This is a genomic window from Cytobacillus sp. C11.1 (assembly GCF_058145115.1).
Genome location: NZ_CM176935.1, coordinates 2065577 through 2088221 on the forward strand (window position 1 = coordinate 2065577; position 22645 = coordinate 2088221).

At 42.9% G+C, this 22645-nt stretch carries 21 protein-coding genes, 1 pseudogene and 1 other annotated feature; of the genes and pseudogenes, 20 read left to right on the plus strand and 2 right to left on the minus strand.

Annotated features, from left to right (window positions below):
- The first annotated feature begins 116 nt into the window (after positions 1–116).
- The 14 genes from mreC to pheA all read left to right on the plus strand — a co-directional run bounded on the left by mreC (position 117) and on the right by pheA (position 12247).
- Positions 117–1001 carry a rod shape-determining protein MreC gene (gene mreC / locus AC3ZVC_RS10165; protein WP_214724975.1) on the plus strand — a complete coding sequence of 295 codons (885 nt, stop codon included), beginning with the start codon at positions 117–119 and terminating at the stop codon, positions 999–1001.
- Positions 998–1513, plus strand: a complete 516-nt coding sequence (gene mreD, locus AC3ZVC_RS10170; protein WP_490068239.1) for a rod shape-determining protein MreD — start codon at positions 998–1000, stop codon at positions 1511–1513. The genes mreC and mreD overlap by 4 nt, the downstream gene beginning before the upstream one ends.
- Positions 1514–2083: 570 nt before the next feature.
- The gene (minC, locus tag AC3ZVC_RS10175; RefSeq protein WP_490068240.1) at positions 2084–2761 is read left to right on the plus strand and encodes a septum site-determining protein MinC; all 678 of its coding nucleotides are present in this window, start codon (positions 2084–2086) and stop codon (positions 2759–2761) included.
- A 1-nt stretch (position 2762) separates the two neighbouring features.
- Positions 2763–3566, plus strand: coding sequence for a septum site-determining protein MinD (gene minD, locus AC3ZVC_RS10180; RefSeq protein ID WP_214724969.1), 804 nt, complete (start codon positions 2763–2765; stop codon positions 3564–3566).
- 137 nt (positions 3567–3703) lie between these two features.
- Complete coding sequence (locus tag AC3ZVC_RS10185; RefSeq protein ID WP_490068242.1) at positions 3704–4480, plus strand: peptidoglycan DD-metalloendopeptidase family protein; 777 nt, start codon at positions 3704–3706, stop codon at positions 4478–4480.
- Entirely contained in the window at positions 4473–5339 is an 867-nt protein-coding gene (locus AC3ZVC_RS10190) for a M50 family metallopeptidase (RefSeq protein WP_490068244.1), read from the plus strand. The genes AC3ZVC_RS10185 and AC3ZVC_RS10190 overlap by 8 nt, the downstream gene beginning before the upstream one ends.
- A 60-nt stretch (positions 5340–5399) precedes the next feature.
- Positions 5400–6875 carry an Rne/Rng family ribonuclease gene (locus AC3ZVC_RS10195; protein WP_490068245.1) on the plus strand — a complete coding sequence of 492 codons (1476 nt, stop codon included), beginning with the start codon at positions 5400–5402 and terminating at the stop codon, positions 6873–6875.
- Between the two features lie 188 nt (positions 6876–7063).
- Positions 7064–7188 (plus strand) — a sequence feature (ribosomal protein L21 leader region).
- A gap of 13 nt (positions 7189–7201) precedes the next feature.
- Positions 7202–7510: a 50S ribosomal protein L21 gene (gene rplU, locus AC3ZVC_RS10200; RefSeq protein WP_076257366.1), complete on the plus strand. Its 309-nt coding sequence runs from the start codon at positions 7202–7204 to the stop codon at positions 7508–7510.
- 14 nt (positions 7511–7524) lie between these two features.
- Positions 7525–7866, plus strand: a complete 342-nt coding sequence (locus tag AC3ZVC_RS10205; protein WP_490068247.1) for a ribosomal-processing cysteine protease Prp — start codon at positions 7525–7527, stop codon at positions 7864–7866.
- Positions 7867–8160, plus strand: a complete 294-nt coding sequence (rpmA, locus tag AC3ZVC_RS10210; protein ID WP_026585361.1) for a 50S ribosomal protein L27 — start codon at positions 7867–7869, stop codon at positions 8158–8160. It abuts the gene before it with no gap.
- A gap of 493 nt (positions 8161–8653) precedes the next feature.
- Positions 8654–9205, plus strand: a complete 552-nt coding sequence (locus AC3ZVC_RS10215) for a Spo0B C-terminal domain-containing protein (protein WP_490068248.1) — start codon at positions 8654–8656, stop codon at positions 9203–9205.
- A 144-nt stretch (positions 9206–9349) separates the two neighbouring features.
- Positions 9350–10645, plus strand: a complete 1296-nt coding sequence (gene obgE / locus AC3ZVC_RS10220; protein WP_490068249.1) for a GTPase ObgE — start codon at positions 9350–9352, stop codon at positions 10643–10645.
- Between the two features lie 25 nt (positions 10646–10670).
- Complete coding sequence (locus AC3ZVC_RS10225; RefSeq protein ID WP_214724956.1) at positions 10671–11126, plus strand: ACT domain-containing protein; 456 nt, start codon at positions 10671–10673, stop codon at positions 11124–11126.
- Positions 11127–11368: 242 nt separating this feature from the next.
- Complete coding sequence (gene pheA, locus AC3ZVC_RS10230; RefSeq protein WP_490068250.1) at positions 11369–12247, plus strand: prephenate dehydratase; 879 nt, start codon at positions 11369–11371, stop codon at positions 12245–12247.
- Between the two features lie 286 nt (positions 12248–12533).
- On the opposite strand, the gene AC3ZVC_RS10235 is transcribed toward pheA, so the two are convergent.
- Both AC3ZVC_RS10235 and AC3ZVC_RS10240 read right to left on the minus strand, forming a co-directional pair.
- Positions 12534–13073: a transcription repressor NadR gene (locus tag AC3ZVC_RS10235; RefSeq protein WP_490068251.1), complete on the minus strand. Its 540-nt coding sequence runs from the start codon at positions 13071–13073 to the stop codon at positions 12534–12536.
- Between the two features lie 66 nt (positions 13074–13139).
- Complete coding sequence (locus AC3ZVC_RS10240; RefSeq protein ID WP_490068252.1) at positions 13140–14249, minus strand: IscS subfamily cysteine desulfurase; 1110 nt, start codon at positions 14247–14249, stop codon at positions 13140–13142.
- A gap of 354 nt (positions 14250–14603) precedes the next feature.
- On the opposite strand from AC3ZVC_RS10240, the gene nadB reads away from it, so the two are divergent.
- From nadB to AC3ZVC_RS10270, 6 genes and pseudogenes are all read left to right on the plus strand, one after another.
- Positions 14604–16190, plus strand: a complete 1587-nt coding sequence (gene nadB / locus AC3ZVC_RS10245) for an L-aspartate oxidase (protein ID WP_490068885.1) — start codon at positions 14604–14606, stop codon at positions 16188–16190.
- Positions 16159–16995, plus strand: coding sequence for a carboxylating nicotinate-nucleotide diphosphorylase (gene nadC / locus AC3ZVC_RS10250; RefSeq protein WP_490068254.1), 837 nt, complete (start codon positions 16159–16161; stop codon positions 16993–16995). The genes nadB and nadC overlap by 32 nt, the downstream gene beginning before the upstream one ends.
- Positions 16996–17028: 33 nt before the next feature.
- The gene (gene nadA / locus AC3ZVC_RS10255; protein ID WP_490068255.1) at positions 17029–18135 is read left to right on the plus strand and encodes a quinolinate synthase NadA; all 1107 of its coding nucleotides are present in this window, start codon (positions 17029–17031) and stop codon (positions 18133–18135) included.
- Positions 18136–18437: 302 nt separating this feature from the next.
- Positions 18438–18585 (plus strand): annotated as a pseudogene (gene safA, locus AC3ZVC_RS10260) (SafA/ExsA family spore coat assembly protein); the annotation flags it as partial.
- Positions 18586–20505: 1920 nt separating this feature from the next.
- Positions 20506–21519 (plus strand): phosphotransferase, encoded by a 1014-nt coding sequence (locus tag AC3ZVC_RS10265; RefSeq protein WP_490068256.1) that lies wholly within the window; start codon positions 20506–20508, stop codon positions 21517–21519.
- A 120-nt stretch (positions 21520–21639) separates the two neighbouring features.
- Entirely contained in the window at positions 21640–22404 is a 765-nt protein-coding gene (locus AC3ZVC_RS10270) for a YhcN/YlaJ family sporulation lipoprotein (RefSeq protein WP_490068257.1), read from the plus strand.
- The last annotated feature ends 241 nt before the right edge of the window (positions 22405–22645 follow it).

The window sequence follows — 22645 nt, forward strand, 5'->3', positions numbered from 1 at the left end:
TATGAAAAATGATAAATTTGTAGATATATGTTATCTTTGGAAGCAATGATGGTATAGGGAGGCGCCATGCGCTTTTCTTATAACCTGTGGAAAAAATACTAATCGAGGTGTAACTGATGCCACAGTTCTTTTTGAATAAACGCCTGATTATTTTGCTTGTCAGCATCATTATTCTCGTGGCATTGATTGGGTTTTCTTTAAAAGATAGAGAAAATTTAACTTGGCCTGAGCAATTTTTAAAAGATACTACCGGTTTTGTGCAAAATGCCGTATCCCGTCCCGTAAACTATGTGGCTGGATTTTTTGAAAATGTCCAAGACTTGCAAAATACATACAAAGAAAATAAAGAGTTGAAAACACGGCTTGATGAGCTTGCCCGTCTGGAGTCAGAAGTTCAGCGACTTAAAAAAGATAATACTGAGCTTCGCGAGATCCTTGATAAAAAAGATTCATTAAGTGAATTTGAACCGAAGCAGGCAACTGTGATAGGAAGGAACCCGGATAGATGGCATGAACTGCTTATTATTAATAAAGGGAAAAATGCAGGGATTGAACCGAACATGGCTGTCATTACATCTAAAGGGCTTATCGGTAAGGTGAAAAGCAGCAATACCTTCACTTCAACCGTTCAGCTGCTAAGCTCTATGGATCCGACCAATCGCATATCGGCAAAGATCCAGGCTGGAGAAAATAACTTTTTCGGTCTGATTGAAGGCTATGATAAAGAGAAGGGGCTTCTACTCCTTAAACGTATACCCTATGATGCTAAAGTTGAAAAGGGGCAGAATGTTATTACTTCAGGCCTCGGAGGCGTATTTCCTGAAAGTCTTCCAATCGGGAAAGTGGTGGATGTAGTTCCTGATGAGTTTGGACTGACGCAAACTGCTTATATAGAACCTGGAGCTGACTTTTACGATATTGGCCATGTAATGGTCGTAAAGAGAGGGGCTCTCCAGCCTGAATTAATGGAAATGATAGATGAGAAGGAGGAGGAACTGTGAGAAGATTTCTTCTTCCTCTCATACTCCTGGGCTTATTTATTGGTGAAAGCATATACGTTCAATTAACCCCGCCTGAGCTGTTTGGCAGCGGCAAAATTGCCGTTCCGCGTTTTCTGATTGCCAGTTTGCTGTTTTTGACAATTTACGGTTCAAAAAAGCACGGTGTCATATACGGCCTTTTATTCGGCTTGCTTTTCGATATCGTTTATATAGAGATAATAGGTATTTATCTATTTCTGTTTCCTATCATTGCTTATATTATGACTAAACTGATGAAAATTCTTCAGACAAATATAGCCATGGCTTCCATAATAGTTCTCTTGGGGGTTGCCTTGCTTGAGGCTGGCTCCTACCAAATGAATTTTTTGATTCATCGTACAGACATGGACTTTGCAGCCTTCTTATCGTCCCGCCTTGTGCCTACACTTATTTTGAATCTGATTTTTATTATCCTGGCTGCCTATCCATTCAAAAGATTATTTGAAAAATATGCAGATAGCTTAAATGAGTAGTGTTCGGGAATAGGAAACATGTGTACTATATAATATCAATATCATCCTGCGAAAAGAAACCGGCTGAACCCGGTTTCTTTTAAATGAATAATTTTAGGGAATGCTCTTTTCTAAAAATTTGTTGTTTTTTAATGGATTTTGTAATTTAAAAGCCTTGAAAAAAGGTTGGCTGATTGGAGTGTAAGGTGCGAGACTCTGGCGGTGAGGAGTGGGACAGCCGAGACCCCACAAGAGCTGCACGCTGAGCATCCTGGATCGGAAATTAACCTCCCCTTACGACTTGTTAAAAAAGCAACTAGGTTTGCGAAAACAGCATTAGGGAAAAAGGAATTTAGAAGGTTTCTGTCGAATCCTACTTACTATGGGCTATTTAGGATAGGGATAATTGACTTATTTATTTATTTGGCTCTTTTCTAAAAGATTGTTTAAAAAGCAGCAAAGTTTGCGAAAACAGCCATTTGTTTATAAAATTCAGCCTTAACTGACCTGAGTTCCTATTATCCGGGCTGCATGAAAATAGAGTGCAATAAACCACTTATGTGTTCTTATCATTGAGGTGAACATCTTGAAATGAAAAAAAACCAAAACGTTACAATCAAAGGGACAAAAGACGGGCTGACATTGCACCTCGATGATTCTTGCTCATACGGAGAACTGAAGAAAGAGCTTGACCTGAAGCTTTCAGAAAGTTCCAGGGCTGGGGAAGACCGGCTTATTTCGGTTAGAGTTCAAGTGGGCAATCGATATCTCACCAATGGACAGCAGGAAGAATTAAAGGAGTTAATCCGGCAAAAGAAAAATCTGATCGTTGAGTCCATAAGTTCCAATGTTATAACAAAAGATGAAGCTGAAAAACAAAAAGAAGAAAATGAAATCGTATCAGTTGCAAGAATGATTCGATCTGGGCAGGTATTAGAAGTCCCGGGAGATCTTTTGCTTATCGGGGATGTAAACCCGGGGGGCACTGTAATGGCGGGCGGAAATATATTTATTATGGGCGCTTTAAAAGGAATTGCCCATGCAGGCTGCCATGGAAATAAGGAAGCAGTTGTGGTTGCTTCTCTTATGAAGCCTTCCCAATTAAGGATCAGCGACTGTATTAACAGAGCTCCTGACAAGGATCAGGACGAGGAAAAGAGAGAAATGGAATGTGCTTACATAGACGAAAATGAACAAATTACAGTTGACAGATTACAGGTTTTAATGCATCTAAGACCAAATATTACTAGATTGCAAGGGGGAAGCTAGGATGGGAGAAGCGATTGTCATTACGTCCGGTAAAGGCGGTGTAGGAAAAACGACTACTTCCGCAAATGTAGGTACGGCTCTTGCCCTTCAGGGAAAAAGGGTTTGCCTGGTGGATACAGACATTGGCCTTCGTAACCTTGATGTCGTGATGGGTCTGGAGAACCGCATCATTTATGATCTTGTAGATGTGGTTGAAGGCCGATGCAAGATTCATCAGGCACTTGTAAAAGATAAGCGGTTTGACGACTTGCTGTATTTGCTGCCAGCTGCACAAACAAGCGATAAATCAGCCGTGAAGCCTGAGCAGATGAAGAAGCTTGTTGATGAGCTGAAGCAGGATTATGATTACATTGTAATCGATTGCCCAGCTGGAATTGAGCAGGGGTATAAAAATGCGGTTGCTGGTGCGGACAAGGCAATTGTTGTTACGACACCGGAAGTTTCGGCTGTCCGTGATGCAGACCGAATTATTGGATTGCTTGAAAAAGAAGAAAATGTAGAAGCGCCAAAGCTGATTATAAACAGAATACGAAGCCATATGATGAAAAATGGCGATATGCTGGATGTGGATGAAATTACAGCCCATCTATCGATTGATTTAATCGGTATCGTGGCAGATGATGATGAAGTGATCAAGGCTTCGAATCATGGCGAACCCATTGCTTTAAACCCTAACAGCAAAGCATCAGTAGCTTATCGAAATATTGCCCGTCGCATTCTTGGCGAATCGGTGCCGCTTCAGCCTCTTGAAGAGGAGAACAAGGGCGTCTTTTCGAAAATTAAAAAGTTTTTTGGCGTTAAATAATGACTATTAGCAGCAAACAACCGGGGAGAATTCCCCGGTTTATTTTTTTTATATCTATTCCTTCCGTGAGTCATACTCTTTTTGGACAACTCATAAACTTGTACAAATAGAGTTATTAAGGAAATGGTGGGGATCTCATGAATTCAAGAGCGGATGAAATTCGCAAAAGAATTGCACGGAGGAAAAAAGAAAATGAAAGGCTGTCCAAGAAGGCAGATTCACATCTTCTTTGGACAGAGGATGAGGAACGCTACGGGTTTAATAAGCTTCCTTCTTATGACAGCAAAATGGGAGAAGGAGACCACCCTTTATTTCGAAAAGAGTTATTTCTGTTTAAACTGCTTGCCTCAGCCTGTATTTTTTTACTTGCAGCAATTCTTTTTAAAAACGAGACGGCAACACTTAATCCTGCTAGGGATTTTGTGATGACTTCCATGGAAAAGGATTTTCAATTCGCAGCTGTTTCAGGCTGGTATGAAGACCAGTTTGGTAAGCCGCTTGCATTCCTTCCGTTTTCAGACGGAAAAAAGGAGACCCAGAGCCCTTCTGCAGACAGTGATTATGCACTCCCTGCTTCTGCTAAAATTCTTGAAGACTTTAATGATAACGGCCAAAGGATTACAATTGAAACCGGAAAGGAAGCTTCCGTTGAGGCCATGAGCGAAGGTCTAGTAAGGTTTGCCGGGAAAAAAGACGGTTTCGGAAACACAGTTATTATTCAGCATGGTGATAAAAGCGAGTCCTGGTATGGCAATTTAGCAGATATTAATGTAAATCCATATCAATATATTGAAAAAGGTACAGGATTAGGTACTGCGGGTAATACTGAAGATGGTGAAAAAGGCTCCTTTTATTTTGCTATTAAAAAAGGTGATGACTTTATAGATCCGATTCAGGTGATACCATTTGAATAAAATTTCAGAATTGATAAAGTATATTCATATCCATCCTTTGTTATGGGCGATTATTGGGTTGTCAGTGGCTACTGCCCATTTTATTGAACTATGTCTGTTGCTGCTGATTATTTTCGTGCATGAGATGGGTCATGCCGCTGCTGCAGCCCTCTTTTCCTGGAGAATCAAAAGGATTGCCCTCTTGCCCTTTGGGGGTGTGGCGGAAATGGATGAGCATGGAAATCGGCCGCTTAAGGAAGAAATTATAGTGATTATTTCCGGGCCGCTTCAGCATATTTGGATGATGGGAGCGGCATTGCTTTTTTATCACCTTACTTGGATGCCAGAAGAAATCTTTCAGCTGTTTATACAATTTAATTTAATGATTTTAATATTTAATCTGCTTCCTGTCTGGCCTTTAGATGGCGGAAAGCTGATTTTTTTATGGATGTCACGTAACCGGGCATTTCCGGATGCCCACAGAAAAACATTGCAGATATCAGCAGCTGGCATATTTGGATTCATTATTTTTACTTTACTGACTTCTCCTGTTAACCTGAATATGTGGGTGGTCCTCGCTTTTTTGCTGTTTTCGCTATACCATGAATGGAAGCAAAGCCGGTTTGTTTTTATTCGCTTTCTCCTTGAGAGATATTATGGGAAAAAAAGCGATTTTCGGACATTAAAGCCACTGGTTGTAAAAGAAGAAGAGTTGGTTATTCATGTTCTTGAAAGATTCCAGCGTGGATGCAAGCACCCAATCATAATTGAAAAAGACGGGAAAGAAAAAGGTTCTTTAGATGAAAATGAGCTGCTGCATGCCTATTTTGCAGAAAAGGTACTAACAGCAAAAGTAGGTGACTTGCTGTATGTTTATTAATGAGCAGGCTTTTATAGATAGCACAGCTCGTATTACTGCGTAAAAGTGAGGAAAAGTAATTTGAATACGTTAGTTGTAAATTATGTGACTAGAGAGCGGAGATTTGCCCGCTTAAAAAATAACAGGATCGAGAAGCTTTTTGTTGATCAGCCTAAACAGCGGTCATCTGTAGGCAATATTTATCTTGGAACGGTTGCAAAGGTCATGCCTGGGTTGAACGCAGTCTTTGTGGAGGTTGGTGAAGAGCAAAGCGGATTTCTTCATCGTGATAAATTAGCTTCTTACCTTCAATCTAACGAAGAAAAGCTTGTTAAGGATAAACAGAGTATTTCTTCCTATGTGCATCAGGGAGAAAAACTGCTTGTACAGATTGAGAAGGATGCCACAGGGACGAAAGGCCCAAGATTATCGGGGCTGGTTGAGTTTCCTGGTGATTCTATTATTTATATGCCTAATGGCCGGTATGTAGCCGTTTCAAAAAAGATTGAGGATAGTGCTGTCAGAGAAAAATGGCGGCAGTTTGGCTATCGTCTAAAAGAAGAGAATGAAGGGCTGATTTTCAGGACCTCCTGTCAAGGAAAGAAGGAGGCTGAACTGATTGAAGAGCTTGATAAGCTTAGAATGGAGTATAGGGAGATTTTAAGGACAGCTGAAGCCCTAAAAAAGCCAGGAATAGTTTTTGAAGGTGATTCCTTTATTGCGGAAATCCTGGAAGAAATCAAGAAGATCAAAGACGGAGAAGTCATTGTAGACGAATTAAACCTAAAAAATAGGCTTCAGCAATCCAGCAGGCTGCCTATCCACCTTTACACTGGCAAGGAAAATATTTTTGCAGCCCATAAAATCGAAGGTGAAATTGACAAGGCCTTAAAGCGTATTGTTTGGCTTGAAAATGGAGCTTACCTGATTTTTGACGAAGCAGAAGCCTTAACGGTTATAGATGTGAATACCGGGAAATTTTCCGGTAAGCAGGATCGCCGGGATACGGTTTTGAAGACCAATGCATGGGCGGCTGAAGAAGCTGCAAGGCAAATTCGGCTTCGGGATATTGGCGGCATGATTTTAATTGATTTTATCGATATGAAAGAAGAGTCTGACCGAAAACAAATTCTTGCAAAAATGGAAAACGCGCTGAAGGAAGATGAAAGGCGGACTAATTTAGTTGGATTCACTCCGCTTGGAATCCTTCAGCTGACCAGAAAAAAAACGAAGCCGGCCATTTCTGAGTCACTTACGGAAAGGTGTACAGTATGTGAAGGCACCGGAAGGGTTTTGAGTGGTGAAACGATTGCATTCAGACTTGAAAGGGAATTATGGGAGCACCGGGGCCAGGACCATGAAGCAGTTTTGGTTGAAACCACATCGGAAGTAGCAGCGGTCTTTTCCGGTAAGAATGGAATCCATAAAAAAAGAATAGAAGACAGTGTTGGCTTGGAAGTGATCTTTTCCTTCAAGGAGACTTGTAAGCCATTTTATGAAATAAGGCAGTTTGGCTATGCGGAAGAATTAAAGAAAAAGCAGGCGAGGGAAAACTAATCCCGGCCTGCTTTTGTTTTGGGAAGCAAGAGCATTATTTGCCACTTTCCCAGGAAGGACAAAAGCTATATAATAGATAAGGCATGCCATTAAAATTTTATTGGATGCCTTTTCGGGAGAATCATATAATTCTTATTGACATGATTATTCATTATATGATAGGATTTTCATGTTATGTTTGTAGCGCACCCGTGCTACAACCGCTCAGAACAGGTAGTTAAGTCCGCGCAGTTGTGTCTAGCTGCGAGTGCCGATAAACAGGCACTCTCCGCTTTTCTTGTCGGCGCCTGGGATGGCGAGTCTTAGTCTAAGAGGAGGTGCAGTTCATGTACGCGATTATTGAAACTGGCGGAAAGCAATTACGTGTAGAAGAAGGTCAAGCTATCTACATCGAAAAGCTTAACGCAGAAGCAGGCGAAACAGTTACTTTTGAAAAGGTTCTTTTCGTTGGCGGAGATAGTGTAAAAGTAGGAAGCCCTGTAGTTGATGGTGCTACTGTTACAGCTAAAGTTGAAAAACAAGGCCGTCAAAAGAAAATCACTGTTTTCAAGTACAAAGCGAAGAAAAACTATCGTAAGAAGCAAGGTCATCGTCAGCCATACACTAAAGTTGTGATTGAAAAAATCAACGCTTAATAAGGCGATATTAGATGATTGAAGTTACGATTAATCGTAAAAGCTCCGGAACTATTCATTCGTTTGAAATTAGCGGCCATGCATTCTTCGCAAATAGAGGAAAGGATATTGTCTGTGCAGGCGTATCCGCTGTCGCCATTGGCGCAATCAATGCTGTGCACGCCTTAACCGGTGTGACGCCAGAGATTGGCCAGGGCGAGGATGGTTTTCTCCGCTGTGTTCTGCCGGATCTGCCGGTGGACGTAAATGAGAAAGTCCAGCTTCTTCTCGAAGGTATGGTCATATCATTGCAGACGATTGAAGAAGACTACGGAAAGTATATAAACATTACCTTCAAAAAGCAGGAGGTGGAATAAATGCTATTAAAGTTAGATCTTCAGTTGTTCGCTTCTAAAAAGGGAGTAGGTTCTACTAAGAACGGCCGTGATTCAATCGCAAAGCGTCTTGGCGCTAAGCGTGCAGACGGACAATTCGTAACTGGCGGCTCTATCCTTTACCGTCAGCGCGGTACTAAGATCTACCCAGGTGTAAACGTGGGTAAAGGCGGAGACGACACACTATTTGCGAAAGTAGACGGTGTTGTTAAGTTCGAGCGTCTTGGACGTGACCGCAAGCAAGTGAGCGTATATCCTGCAGCTCAAGAGGCATAAGCCTTTTCGAGAAAACCCTAGCCCAAGGTTAGGGTTTTCTTTTTGTTTAAGGCTCTGTTAAACCTGCGTGGTGAGTTCCGCTGCAGACACTCAGCGAAACGCAGGCCTCGAAGTACCTCGGCGTTCTGCGTCTGCGGTGGCTCCCTTGGTAAGCTTTTCCCGCAGGACATTGTTTCCAGGAATAAACACCGCATGAAGGAAATACGAAAGCATTTTCGGCTAATTCGTGCCTTTTGATCATCAGCACATTGTTAAACCAGTAATTATCATTAACACAGCCCTGGTTAAAAAATTTCACACATGCACTTCCGCTTATTTTAATGGAATTTATAGCTTTTAGAAGAAAGATTGCTCTTTTGAGGCAGCTTCTCGATACATAAAGCAATATTTTCTTATTTAGCATAAAATTGCTTACTGTCAGTTGATTTTTTTTGATATACTTACAGCAAGCAGCAGTCTTCTGACACCTTAAAAACCGTACAGGAGTGCATATATGGATAAAGACTGGAATATGATTGAGGTGCTGCGTCATGCCCGCCATGACTGGCTAAATAAAATACAATTAATTAAAGGTAATCTTTCCCTTAACAAGGTTGACAGGGCAAAGGAAATTATAGATGAAATTGTGGTGGAAGCACAGCAGGAGGCAAAACTGTCAAATTTAAACCTTCCTCAATTTGCTTCACTTCTATTCACATATAACTGGGAGAATCATTCCTTCCAGCTTGAATATGAAGTCCTGGATGATGCAATAGCAGGACGATTGGATGATTGCATTCTTTCTGAGTGGACAGGCTCTTTTTTTAACTGTCTTAACTCATCGGTAAAGCCTTATCATGAAAATCATTTATCCGTTTCAATCAGCCATGAAAAAGAAGGTGCTCGTTTCTTTTTTGATTTTAGCGGAATAATAACAGATATGGAAAGCTTGGAACAATTTTTAAAAAAGGAATCCGCTGACATAACTGTTGCTGTTCAGGAATTAGCTGAACAGGAGCTAGCGCTGGAGCTTTTTGTGCCATTTACTGCAAATGGCAGAGAGTGATTTCCGTCGTAAAAAGTAATACTATAAAGTGAAACTCTGCAGGTTTGGGGGGAATCCTTCAATGTAGGAGTGGATCCAGTCAGTGCCGGCTGTTTGGCTGAATGCGAGGCAATCGGGACATACTGCAGACGGGAGGAATAAAAAATGTTTGTCGATCAAGTCAAAGTTTATGTAAAAGGCGGCGACGGGGGTAACGGAATGGTTGCTTTCCGCCGTGAAAAATATGTGCCGAATGGCGGCCCTGCCGGCGGTGACGGCGGTAAAGGCGCCGATGTTGTTTTTGAAGTAAATGAGGGTTTGCGTACGTTAATGGATTTCCGTTATCAGCGTCATTTCAAAGCGCCTCGCGGTGAGCACGGCATGTCCAAAAACATGCATGGCAGAAATTCAAAAGATATGATTGTAAAAGTCCCGCCTGGCACAGTAGTTACGGATGCGGAAACTGGTGAAGTTATAGCAGACTTAACAGAGCATGGCCAAAGAGCTGTTATTGCAAGAGGCGGACGGGGCGGAAGAGGGAACACCCGCTTTGCGACACCTGCGAACCCAGCGCCAGAATTGTCTGAGCATGGTGAGCCGGGGCAGGAAAGAGATGTAGTTCTTGAATTAAAGCTACTTGCTGATGTAGGTTTGGTCGGTTTTCCAAGTGTAGGAAAATCCACGCTTTTATCTGTAGTATCATCTGCAAGGCCGAAAATTGCCGAGTATCATTTTACAACGATTGTGCCTAATTTGGGCATGGTTGAAACAGAAGATGGACGGAGCTTTGTTATGGCCGATTTGCCGGGGTTAATCGAAGGCGCCCATTCAGGAGTTGGCCTTGGCCATCAATTTCTGAGGCATATTGAGAGGACAAGAGTCATTGTTCACGTTATTGATATGGCAGCAGTAGAGGGGAAAGACCCTTATGAAGATTATTTAACAATCAATAACGAGCTGAAAGAATACAACTTGCGATTGACAGAAAGACCGCAAATTATTGTTGCGAATAAAATGGATATGCCTGAATCCGAGGAAAACCTTAAGAAGTTTAAAGAGCGATTAGAAGAGGATTATCCAATCTTCCCTATATCGGCTGTTACACGCCAGGGGCTAAGAGACTTATTATTTGCAATTGCTGATAAGATCGAAGAAACACCTGAATTTCCTCTTGCGCATGAAGAAGAGGGAGAAGAAACTGGAGTTCATCGCGTTCTCTATAAACATGAAGCCGATCAAACAGAGTTTGTTATTACAAGGGATCCTGCTGGAGTGTTTGTTGTATCTGGAGATGCAATTGAGAAGCTCTTTAAGATGACGGATTTCTCAAGAGACGAATCTGTCCGCAGATTTGCAAGGCAGCTGCGCGGTATGGGTGTAGATGATGCTCTTCGCGAAAAAGGAGCAAAAGACGGCGACACCGTCAAGCTTCTTGATTACGAATTCGAGTTTATTGACTAACCTTCTCGATTGACGGGGTGGAGAAATGAGAAAAGATAGATTCGATAAAAAATTTTATTTGGTTCGCGAAGATGTTTTGCCAGAAGCTATGAAGAAAACATTGGATGCGAAGGAAATGATCGAAAGGGGAAAGGCTGAATCGGTTTGGGACGCCGTCCAGAAAGTTGATTTGAGCCGGAGTGCTTTTTATAAATACAGAGACACTGTGTTTCCTTTTCATACCGTTGTAAAAGAACGGCTTATAACATTATTTTTTCATTTGGAAGACCGGTCGGGGACCCTATCCCATTTGCTGGGAGTAGTAGCATCATCAGGATGCAATGTCCTCACGATTCACCAGACTATTCCCCTCCAAGGGAGGGCCAATGTCACTTTATCCTTGAATGTCACGGAAATGGGAATAGACATTGATGAGCTTTTAACCAGGCTCCGAAAATTGGAATTTGTAGAAAAAGTAGAGGTGCTGGGAACAGGTGCGTAAGGAATTGCGCTCCGGTATCCGGCGCTTTTTTTCGATAAGGAGTTTAACACAGCTAACTTGGTAAATGATTGCCCATAGTAGATATGATGCCAATAATAATATCGCAAATAAAATGACTAAGGTGGTAATGCAGGTTTTTCTAAAATTATTATTTTGTATTTTACACACATATGTTAAAGTGGTAAAGTATAAAGAAAGTTTTCAGTAAGTTAAAACAACTCTGACGAAGGGAGGGAGTTACCGTGAAAATTGGATTCTTGGGCCCAAAGGCTACGTTCACAGATATAGCGGTTAGAGGCTTATTTCCGCAAGAGATAGCTGTTCCCTATCCGACTATACCTGCCTGCTTTGATGCTTTGATTGGAAATGAAATAGACTTGGCGGTAGTTCCTCTTGAGAATGCATTGGAAGGTTCGGTGAATATAACTCTAGATTATTTAATCCATGAGGTAGATTTGCCGATTGTTGGTGAACTAACAGCACCTATACGCCAGCATTTTATGGTACATCCCGATAATTTGGAAAATTGGGCTGAAACAGATGTGGTTTACAGCCATTCCCATGCAATTGCCCAATGCCACAAATTTTTACATAAAGAGCTGAAAGGAATCCCGTGTGAAGGCACAACCTCCACGGCTGCTGCAGCACAATATGTTAAAGACCACCCAGGTGAAAAAGCTGGTGCCATTGCAAATGAATTAGCTGCACAGGTTTACGGATTGGCTATTGCGAAAGAGGATATTCACGACTTTGATTTCAACCATACAAAATTCATTGTTTTATCCAATAAACAAATCACAATTAAAGAAGACAGAGAAGAGTTTTGCGGACATAAAACGACTGTCATGGTTACATTGCCAGCTGACAGGGCAGGAGCGCTTCACCAGGTACTTTCTGCGTTTGCATGGAGGAAATTAAATTTAACTAAAATCGAATCAAGGCCGATGAAAACAGGATTGGGCAATTACTTCTTTATCATAGATGTAGATATGAAACAGGATGATGTACTGATACCCGGGGCGGTTGCGGAATTGGAAGCATTGGGATGCAGTGTGAAAATATTGGGGAGCTACCCGTATTTTCAGCTGCATAAGAAGGAAAATAAGGTTCTTCAAGATTAATATGGCTTTATCTGTGGATAAACAATTTTAGTGTAGGTTCTGTTAAACTTGCCTGCTGATTTCGGCACCAGGAGCTCATTGAACCGCGGACGATCCGATGCTCCTCCCGCTCCAATCAACAGGGTGCCAAGATGAAAAATGAGCTTTAACACAGCCTTAGTGTAACGAACTTCTTTGGGTGTATAAAAAAGGATCCGCGTTTAGACGGATCCTTTTTTGCGATACTCATGTTCTTGCGCAGATTTATTTTGATTATAAAAAAGGACTTCCGGATGTGCTTAACATATTACAGGTCAATAAGAAAACCTGCTTTCTTTAATGACTGTTCCGCTTCATCCAGTTTTTGTTCGGATGGTGCCGAGAGCGTGTGAAGGTGTATGCCGTCTGTTAACTCTGATAAGAAAGCCGCATTTGTGGATTTTATTTTTTCCATAAACTGCTTTACTTCTTTACGGGTCGACACCATAACAGAAGCGGTTAAGTCCCCATATACAGGGTGTTCGATTTTTACATCCTTTATTGTGACTCCGTGATCCACAAGGAGATTTAATTCTTCTTCAGTCCTCCCAGGGTGATGATGGCAGGCAATGGTCCGTTCCGCCATAATAGAAGGTGACGCCTGCTGAAGGTACATATACCCCTGGCTTGTTGCAATAATTGGCTCGTCTCTAGCTTTAAGCAATGTTATATCTCCTACAATAACTTGCCTGCTTACATTTGTTTTCGCAGCAAGCTCACCGCCCGTAATGGGCTGCCCGCTTTCTTTAAGAAGCTGGAGCAAAAAGGATCTTCGTTCTTCTCCGAGTACCTTTTTTTGTTCCTTCATGTTTTACTCTCCCTTACTTTCCGATAATGTCTCATTCTAACATAATAACCGGAAGAAGATAAAAACTTAAAGGGGCACTGTTGAGTGTGCGATTTGTGCAAGTGTTCTGCCTAAAGCTTTTGCTTCCTCAACAGAAGTTTTCCATCCAAAAGAAATTCGGAAAAATTCTTTGCCGCTTTTTCCGGACACTCCGAGTGCCTCCATCGTTTTTGATATAGACTTCATTCCGCTCCGGCATGCACTGCCAGTTGAAACGGCAAATCCGTGTCTATTGCATTCGAGCATGATATATTGCCCTTCAAGTCCTTTATTACGCATTCCTAATGTAGAAGAGAGCTGGTACTCGCGCTCAAAGTCGTAAATCACGAATTTTCCTTTTGCTGGCTCAAGTTCAAGCAGAAGGGCATTGCGCAACAGTTGAAAATGGCTGTTATGGACATCAAGGTTTTCATATGCTTTCTGGGCCGCTACTGTCATCCCTGCAATCCCTGGAACATTCACTGTGCCCGGCCTAAATCCTTTTTCATGGGATACTCCTGGTAAAAAAGCATCCCACCGCAATCCTGGTTGAAGATAAACGGCTCCAACCCCTTTTGGACCATAAAATTTATGGCCTGAAAAAGATAAACTGTCAACATTCTTGGCTATTTCCTTTAGGTCTGTTTTGCCAAATGTATGGACACAATCACTGTGCAGCAAAATCCCTTTAGTCTTGCAAATATCCCTAATTTCAGGAATCGGCTGCAATGTGCCTATTTCAGGATTACCGTGCTGAATTGTAATTAGTACGGTATCATCCCTTATGGCTGAACTTAATTTTTCCTGGTCAATGCGTCCATCCATTCCAAAAGGGACCATGGTTATTTCATAGCCTTTTTCCAGACTGAGCTTTTCCAATATGCTATGAATGGAAGAGTGTTCGGCCATCCCCATGATAATATGTTTCCCTATTTTCTTTGAGGAAGAAAGCAATGCATGAATGGCAAGGAAATTCCCCTCCGTTCCCCCGCTTGTAAAGTAGATTCCTTCACTCTCTGTACCCAAAATTCCTGCGAGTTCACTACGGCAATTTTCGAGAAGCCCTTCAGACTCACCGCCTGTATCATGAAGGCTTCTTGAATTGCCAAAGAATTCACTTGAAGCTTTTATATAGGCATCTGCCGCTTCACTATCCAATGGACATGTGGCGGCATAATCAAAGTATTTTATAATCTCACCTGCTTTCGCTTTTTATAAATCTTTGGTCTTTACTTGCCTGTTAATTTCCACTCGAGGCGCTCAGCTAACCGCCAGCAGCCCGACCCTCCTCAAGCACTTAGCCTATGGGTCTACCTTCCCGCTGACCAATGAATGAGCATCCTCGAAAAAGCATTACACGATGGAAATGCGAATGTTTTTCGAGGAATGGCGCCTTGTTCCAAATTAAAACACACAGAAGTTCCTCTTATTCTATGAAAAACTCTTGTCATAATTCTAAATCTATGTAAATATAGGTGTCAAGACACCTGTAAAAACAGGAGGTAAATAATGATGTACGCCGACGTTTTAATTATTGGAAGCGGGGTGGCTGCTTTGCAGCTGGCAAAGCAGCTGCGACGAGACTTAAATGTGATAATTCTCACAAAGTCCGCTGTGAAAAATGGAAATTCAAATATGGCACAGGGGGGTATTGCTGCTGCTCTCGGAAACAATGATCATCCCTCAAAGCACTACATGGATACACTTGAGGCAGGAAGATTCCATAATGATTCTAATGCGGTCTTGGCTCTTACAAGTGAAGCCCCATCCCTCATTAATGGCCTTTTTGCAGAGGGGTGCATGTTTGATAGAGATTCAAAAGGAGCCATCGCATTGGGCAGGGAAGGCGCCCATACAGAAAATAGAATTGTCCATGGGGGCGGAGACGCAACCGGAAAGACATTAATTGACTTTATGTTAACAAATATAAACGAAAACATTAGAATCATAGAAAATATGCATGTTTTTAACTTGCTGATAAATGAGTTGGAAGGCAGGTGCATAGGCGCAAAAGGAAAAGACACTAATGGCAATATTCATAGGTTCTTTTCAAACCATGTTGTGCTGGCTACTGGCGGGTGCGGACAGCTATATGAATTTACATCCAATGCGGAAACCGTAACAGGAGATGGCATTGCCCTGGCATACCGGGCAGGAGCAGAGATTGTAGATATGGAGTTTATACAGTTTCACCCTACACTGCTCTATAAAGACGGCACAGCTTTAGGCCTCATCTCTGAAGCGGTGAGGGGGGAGGGTGGCCGTCTGGTTACTGATGAGGGCAAACCAGTGATGGAAGGCATACATCCACAAGGAGATCTGGCACCAAGACATGTTGTATCACAGGCCATTTACAACCTGTTGAAAGAAGGAACATCGGTCTTTTTGGATATATCTTCTATAGCAAACTTTGAATCAAGATTTCCCACCATTACAGCTATCTGTGAGCAAAATGATGTAAACGTAAGTCTCGGAAGATTACCTGTTTCACCTGGCAGCCATTTCTTGATGGGCGGGATTAAAACCGATTTACTGGGCAGAAGCAGTATACCCGGTTTGTATGCAATTGGTGAAGCAGCGTGCACGGGCATACATGGTGCAAATCGGCTTGCAAGCAATTCACTGCTTGAGGGCTTATTCTTCGGAAAAAAACTAGCGGAATGGATCAATGAACAGCCACCCTGTGAAATCGGTAAATTGGGTTCGAGTCCAGAGTCAAAAGGAAGGAATCCTTCAACCGGTTATTTACCTTCCAAAGCAGATATAAAGAAAAAAATGATGAAGCATGCAGGCATTATCAAAACGGAGGAAGGGCTGCTGAAGCAGCTTGCTTGGCTTGAAAGCTTTCAAATCGAAAAATGGATAGCAACGGAATTTGATGATCTTTCCCTCGATGAAATTACAAGGGCATGCATGCTTATTGCTGCATGGCTTGTAACCAATTCTGCCTTAAAAAGAACGGAAAGCCGGGGTGGCCATTTCCGCCAGGATTATCCAGTCGAAAACAATCATGAATGGCTTCGAAAAAGGATTATTCAATGCCGTAAATTAGAAAAGGATGGTAAAAATGAACAAATTAAAGCTGCGATTGCAACTTGAACAATTTTTTCTGGAGGATATCGGCGACCGTGACCTGACAAGTGAGCTGATTTTTGGGGAAGGCCAGACAGGGAAGGTTGTTTTCATTGCTAAGGAGAATGGCATTTTTTGCGGGGAAGAAATTATCAGATCCGGATATGCTGTTCTTGACTCCCGTGTAGATATCGATTTAAAAGTAGGGGATGGAGAAAGGATTGAAAAAGGCCAAATCCTTGCCGAAGCACATGGCCCAGTAGCCATCCTTTTAAAAGGGGAAAGAGTTATTTTGAATCTGCTCCAAAGAATGAGCGGGATTGCAACGAAAACAAGTGAGGCTATCAGAGTTCTTAATAGCTCCCATACAAAAATCTGCGACACAAGGAAAACAACTCCAGGCCTAAGGATGCTGGAAAAATACGCTGTCCGTTGCGGAGGCGGATTTAACCATCGTAATGGCCTTTATGATGCAGTTATGATTAAAGATAACCATATTTCTTTTGCTGGTTCGATTGGAAGAGCCGTAGAAGCGGTACGGTCGAAAATAGGGCATATGGTAAAAATCGAAGTTGAAACAGAGACAAAAGAACAGGTAATCGAAGCAGTTGAGGCAGGTTCGGATGTTATTATGTTTGACAACAGAAAGCCTGAAGAAATTAAAGAGTGGATTAGCCTTGTTCCTGAAAGAACCTTGACAGAAGCGTCCGGGGGCATAACATTAGAAAACCTGGCGAGTTTTAGCAATACAGGGGTTGATTTTATTTCGCTCGGTTTTCTCACACATTCAGTTAAGGCGCTTGATATCAGCGTGAAAGTTACAGTCGAATAAAAACAAGCATATATGGCAAAGGGGTATGAAGGTATGAATATTTTTCAGACAGCAGAAAAACAAGCAAATATTCTTCCGGAAAAATATCGCGGGATGACCGTTTTGGAACTCGAGACACGAGTAAGGGAGATAAAAGGAAAACTGGGGAAGAAGCTATTTATCCCCGGCCACCATTACCAAAAAGATGAGGTTATTCAGTTTGCGGATGCCACTGGTGATTCCTTAAAGCTTGCCCAGCTTTCAAAGGAGAATAAGGATGCAGAATATATTGTATTTTGCGGAGTTCACTTTATGGCTGAAACCGCCGATATATTGACAACTCCGGCACAAAAAGTACTTTTGCCTGACATGCGTGCGGGCTGTTCCATGGCTGATATGGCAGATATACACCAAACAGAAAGAGCCTGGACAAAGCTCGTTGATTTATTCGGCGAAACAATGCTTCCTTTAACCTATGTAAACTCCACCGCAGCCATTAAAGCCTTCGTTGGCCGTCATGGGGGAGCAACGGTCACTTCTTCGAATGCTGAAAAGATGGTGAGCTGGGCATTTGGGCAAAAGCCGAGAGTCGTATTTCTGCCAGACCAGCATTTAGGCAGAAATACTGCCTATAATTTAGGAGTTGGGCTCGATGAAATGGCTGTTTGGAACCCGGTTTCAGATAAGCTGGAATATGAGGGCTCCCCTGAGAACGTTAAAGTGATCCTTTGGAAGGGCCATTGTTCCGTTCATGAAAATTTCACTGTGGAAAATGTAAAAGAAGTCCGCAAACAGTACCCGGAAATGAAAATTATTGTTCACCCTGAATGCAAAAGGGAAGTTGTAGGAATCTCCGATATGGCTGGATCGACGAATTATATAATAGAGGCAATAGAAAATTCCAAACCCGGTTCTTCATGGGCGATTGGAACGGAAATGAATCTGGTCAACAGGATTATCAATCAGCATCCTGATAAGCATATTATCTCTCTTAATCCGCATATGTGCCCTTGTCTGACCATGAACCGGATTGATTTGCCGCACCTGGCTTGGTGCCTGGAAACAATTGAACAGGGTGAGAAAAACAATCTTATCCAAGTAGAAGAGCAGACAGCAGCTTTTGCCAAACTGGCATTGGACAGAATGATGGAACGGCCATAATAAGAATAAAATCCTCCCAAATTGGGAGGATTTTTATTAGTCATTAAAGCCCTCTCTTAATAGGGTTTGAAGAAAAGAATAAATCATAATTTCAGGAAAAACAGCATATCTTTTTGTGTAGATTGTTAGCAATTTGCCCATTTCTTCATACACTATATGGACTCATCGCGATTAACGGGCAGTAGTCTACACCTTTCAAAAGATGGATGAACTGCCCGTAAATGCCCGATTGGTTCTACTAATCATTAGCGATAAAACACTGCTGATGGAAGTATCACCTTACGCATAGGAGGGAATTCAGAGTGAAAATCCATATCGTACAGAAAGGGGACACTCTTTGGAAGATTGCCAAGAAGTACGGCGTGAATTTTGAAGAGCTGAAAAAGATGAATACACAGCTCAGCAACCCTGATATGATTATGCCCGGAATGAAAATAAAAGTTCCCGCAACTGGAGGCTCTATAAAAAAAGAAGCTCCAATCGGGGGCAAACCGGAAGCTAAAATAAATATGGGTGCCAAAAAGGAAATGCCAAAAGCAGAATATCCTTTTGCCAAAGAGAAGCCTATTACCATGCCTGTTGTTGAAGCACCTAAGGAGCAGCCTGTAAAAGAAGTGCCAAAACCGGCACCGCCAAAGAAAGAAATGCCCAAGGTTACGGCACCAAAGGTTGAAATTCCAAAGGAAGTTCCAAAAGTAACTGCGCCCAAAGCAGAAGTTCCAAAGGAATTACCCAAAAAACCTTATACTCCAAAGATGCCAAAGCCAGTCATGCCAGAAATTGATATAAACAATTATTACATGATGAATATGTCTGTCCAGCAGCCGGCACCACAGCAAAAACCGCTCCCTGTTGCAGAAGTTAAGCCACAGCAAAAACCGCTGCCTGTTTCAGAAGTTAAACCCAAGCAAAAGCCATTGCCAATTTCAGAGACTAAACCACAGCCGCAGCTCCCGCCTAAACCAGTCAATATCCTCCCGCAGGCAAAGCCGATTGCAGATGAAAGTCCGGAATCGCCTGAAAGTGAATCACCTGTTTACACACAACAAGGAGGTCAATATCAGCCAATGTATCCTTATAATCCTAATTGTTTCCAACAAATGCCTTTCCCGCAAGTCCAGGGTGCAATGATGCCACAGATGCCGCATCAGATGCCGCACCAAATGCCATCCGGAGTAATGGGAGCAGAATATATGGGCCAGCAGATGCCACACCAGATGCCGCATCAAATGCCGATGGCTCAAATGCCACACCAGATGCCGCAAGTCCAGGGTGCAATGATGCCGATGGCCCAAATGCCGCATCAAATGCCGCATCAAATGCCGCAAGTCCAGGGTGCGATGATGCCAGAGCATCAGATGCCGCATATGGGGATGATGGCCGGAGTTGAGAGCCCTGATTACGATGAATCATCACCGTTTATGCCAACGGCCCAAATGCCGCAAATGCCATCCGGAGTAATGGGTGCTGAGTATATGGGGCAGCAGATGCCGCACCAAATGCCAACCGGAGTGATGGGTGCCGAGTATGGCCAGCAGATGCCGCACCAAATGCCAACCGGAGTAATGGGTGCTGAGTATATGGGGCAGCAGATGCCGCACCAAATGCCAACCGGAGTGATGGGTGCCGAGTATGGCCAGCAGATGCCGCATCAAATGCCATCTGGAGTAATGGGTGCTGAATATATGGGGCAGCAGATGCCGCACCAAATGCCAACCGGAGTGATGGGTACCGAGTATGGCCAGCAAATGCCGCATCAAATGCCGTCCGGAGTAATGGGTGCTGAATATATGGGGCAGCAGATGCCACACCAAATGCCAACCGGAGTGATGGGCGCCGAGTATGGCCAGCAGATGCCGCACCAAATGCCAACCGGAGTGATGGGTGCCGAGTATGGCCAGCAAATGCCGCACCAGATGCCGCATCAAATGCCTCAGGTTCAAGGGGTAATGGAAGAGTCTCCGGGAATGGCACAAATGCCTCTTATGCCGTCTCAAAGTCAAATGCCCTTGATGCCTGATTCGGTAATGGGTGCTTCAGACGATTGCGGCTGTGGTGGACCGCAAATGGGACCTGGAGGGTACGGTCCAGGATTTGGAGCAGGTCCAGGATTTGGAGCAGGCCCAGGATTTGGAGCAGGCCCAGGATTCGGAGCAGGCCCAGGATTCGGAGCAGGCCCAGGATTCGGAGCAGGCCCAGGATTTGGAGCAGGCCCAGGATTCGGAGCAGGCCCAGGATTTGGAGCAGGCCCAGGATTCGGAGCAGGTCCAGGGTTAGGAGCAGGCCCAGGATTCGGAGCAGGTCCAGGATTCGGAGCAGGCCCAGGATTTGGAGCAGGTCCAGGTTACGGCCCAATGGGCGGGCAGGCGTTTGGAATGCCAAGAAATTTCGATGAAAGCAGTGAATACGACGGTTAAAAACGGGGGAGACGATTTATTAAAAAATCGTCTCCTCTCCTATTTGCAAGAACAGTTTCCCTTTAAAATTAATGAAATTAAACCAATTAGAAAACAAGTTTATCTGGTTAGAACAAAGGAACGAGTATTTATCATAAAAGGATTTTCCTCTTATCACCGTTTAAAACTCCAGGAAGCCTTTACAGCATCCCTAATAAAAGAAGGTTTTGCAAAAACTTATGCTTTTTATGAATTTGCAAAAGAGCCGCCTCTTTTTTTTGATCGAACTTATTACGGGTGTCTTGAATATATCCAGCCATCAGAAGATTCTTTTTCTTATCATTTGAAAAGAGATCGATTAGAGGGGCTTGATTTGCTGCAAACTTTTCATGACACCTCTGAAAAACTGGTCCCCCGTTATCAAACGGTTCTGCCGACATTCAGACAGGCAGATAAATGGAGGGAAAGGGCTTCGCTTTTTCTTAATAATCTTCCTGTTATAAGATATTTTGTCCAGAAGGAAATTATTAATGAATTACTATCGTGGGCAGATTGGTCCTTAAAAGGAATTGAAGAGGAAGCATGGCTGTTTCAGTCAGGAAAGCAAGTTATTCTACATGGTGATGTGGCGCACCACAATTTTCTAAGGGCTAAGAATAAAACCTTATATTTGCTGGATTTTGATTTGATTGCAAAAGGCACTCCGCATTCTGATTACCTTCAGTATGCGAACCGGATTCTGCCCTTTATGAAGTGGTCTTTTGAGGATTTATTAAGGTTTCCAATTATAAAGAAACATTTGGAAGAAATAGGATTCATCTATGCTCTGGCCTTTCCCACTGATATTTTTAGGGAGTGGAATAGAGTCATACGAGATAGGTCCTACCTAGACCCGGTCAAAATACGTCCTGTTCTGGATTTGACCGTAGGACAATTTGCTGAAAGGCAACGGTTTATTCAAGCCTTAAAAAAAGCAGCAGAGGATTAAGAAGCAATTTCTCATTGTAAAATTGGACGTAAATGACAGGATGAAAGACTCTCTTCGCTCACAAGCTAAGAAGGAGCAAATATGCTCAAAGCTTGTAATATTAGCGAGGGGGTTTTTCGCTTGCACAAGAAACTAATTGCAGTACCGCTGGCTGCTTTAATGTCAATGGGGTTAACTGGCTGCGGGACAAATGATGATACTGCTGTTCAGGATCGAAACAACGAGCAGGTACAGCCGATGGGCTATTATTCGAATGAAAACCATGGAGGCCGTGAAGGAAACGTCAGGGTTGAAGATGGAACAGATAATGATGGCCCACTGACTGAAATGATGGATCATACGTTAGGCGGAGAAGGAAGAAATAACGGAAGCAACAGAAATAACAGAAACAACAATAGAAATGCTCTTCAAGTAAGGGATGGAAATAACAATACCGGTAATCCAACAGTACCCTTAGCAGAGAGGGACCAGAACTTCTTCCAAAAAGATAACCGTTTCAGCCATAGTGATGCAAATTACCACGGACATCTGGATGATAATACACGCCAAGCCAAGAGTTCTTACTACCAAGCATACGAAGGTGAACTTGCTGAAAAAATTGGCAATGTAACAGCATCTGTTCCGAATGTTGAGGATGTTCGCTCAGTTACCTATGGCAGCAATGTTTTGATTGCTGTTGACTTGACGGATTATAGCAAGGAAGAAGAAACAAAGGCCGCCATTCATGAAGCGGTACAGCCGTATCTTCGAGGAAGGTCGACTAAGGTTGTAACAGACGAAGGAACTTTCAGCCGCCTTAGAAACATTGATAACAACCTGCGCGACGGTGGACCAAGAGAACAAATTGACTGGGATTTAAAGAATCTGTTCCGCAGAGATAAGTAAAGTAAGATATAGCAAAAGGAGCAAAGCTGCAGCGCTTTGCTCCTTTTTTATTTACGGCAGACTTATTTTTATTGATATAGCATGCTGATGATTTTGGCACGCTGTTGGTTGAAGAGGAAGGTGCGAGACTTCAGCCGGAGAAGCGAGTTATAGGAGACCCTTGCACTAGGTGCCGAGGAGGCTCCCTGACCACCCGCGGAAAACGAGTGCATGGAGCGGAAATTAACAGGCAAGTTTAACA

Coding starts and splice junctions, on each gene's coding strand:
- mreC (WP_214724975.1), top strand. CDS start 117: ATGCCACAGTTCTTTTTGAATAAACGCCTGATTATTTTGCTTGTCAGC.
- minC (WP_490068240.1), top strand. CDS start 2,084: ATGAAAAAAAACCAAAACGTTACAATCAAAGGGACAAAAGACGGGCTG.
- minD (WP_214724969.1), top strand. CDS start 2,763: ATGGGAGAAGCGATTGTCATTACGTCCGGTAAAGGCGGTGTAGGAAAA.
- AC3ZVC_RS10185 (WP_490068242.1), top strand. CDS start 3,704: ATGAATTCAAGAGCGGATGAAATTCGCAAAAGAATTGCACGGAGGAAA.
- rplU (WP_076257366.1), top strand. CDS start 7,202: ATGTACGCGATTATTGAAACTGGCGGAAAGCAATTACGTGTAGAAGAA.
- AC3ZVC_RS10205 (WP_490068247.1), top strand. CDS start 7,525: ATGATTGAAGTTACGATTAATCGTAAAAGCTCCGGAACTATTCATTCG.
- rpmA (WP_026585361.1), top strand. CDS start 7,867: ATGCTATTAAAGTTAGATCTTCAGTTGTTCGCTTCTAAAAAGGGAGTA.
- AC3ZVC_RS10215 (WP_490068248.1), top strand. CDS start 8,654: ATGGATAAAGACTGGAATATGATTGAGGTGCTGCGTCATGCCCGCCAT.
- obgE (WP_490068249.1), top strand. CDS start 9,350: ATGTTTGTCGATCAAGTCAAAGTTTATGTAAAAGGCGGCGACGGGGGT.
- AC3ZVC_RS10225 (WP_214724956.1), top strand. CDS start 10,671: ATGAGAAAAGATAGATTCGATAAAAAATTTTATTTGGTTCGCGAAGAT.
- AC3ZVC_RS10235 (WP_490068251.1), bottom strand. CDS start 13,073: ATGAAGGAACAAAAAAAGGTACTCGGAGAAGAACGAAGATCCTTTTTG.
- nadB (WP_490068885.1), top strand. CDS start 14,604: ATGTACGCCGACGTTTTAATTATTGGAAGCGGGGTGGCTGCTTTGCAG.
- nadC (WP_490068254.1), top strand. CDS start 16,159: ATGAACAAATTAAAGCTGCGATTGCAACTTGAACAATTTTTTCTGGAG.
- nadA (WP_490068255.1), top strand. CDS start 17,029: ATGAATATTTTTCAGACAGCAGAAAAACAAGCAAATATTCTTCCGGAA.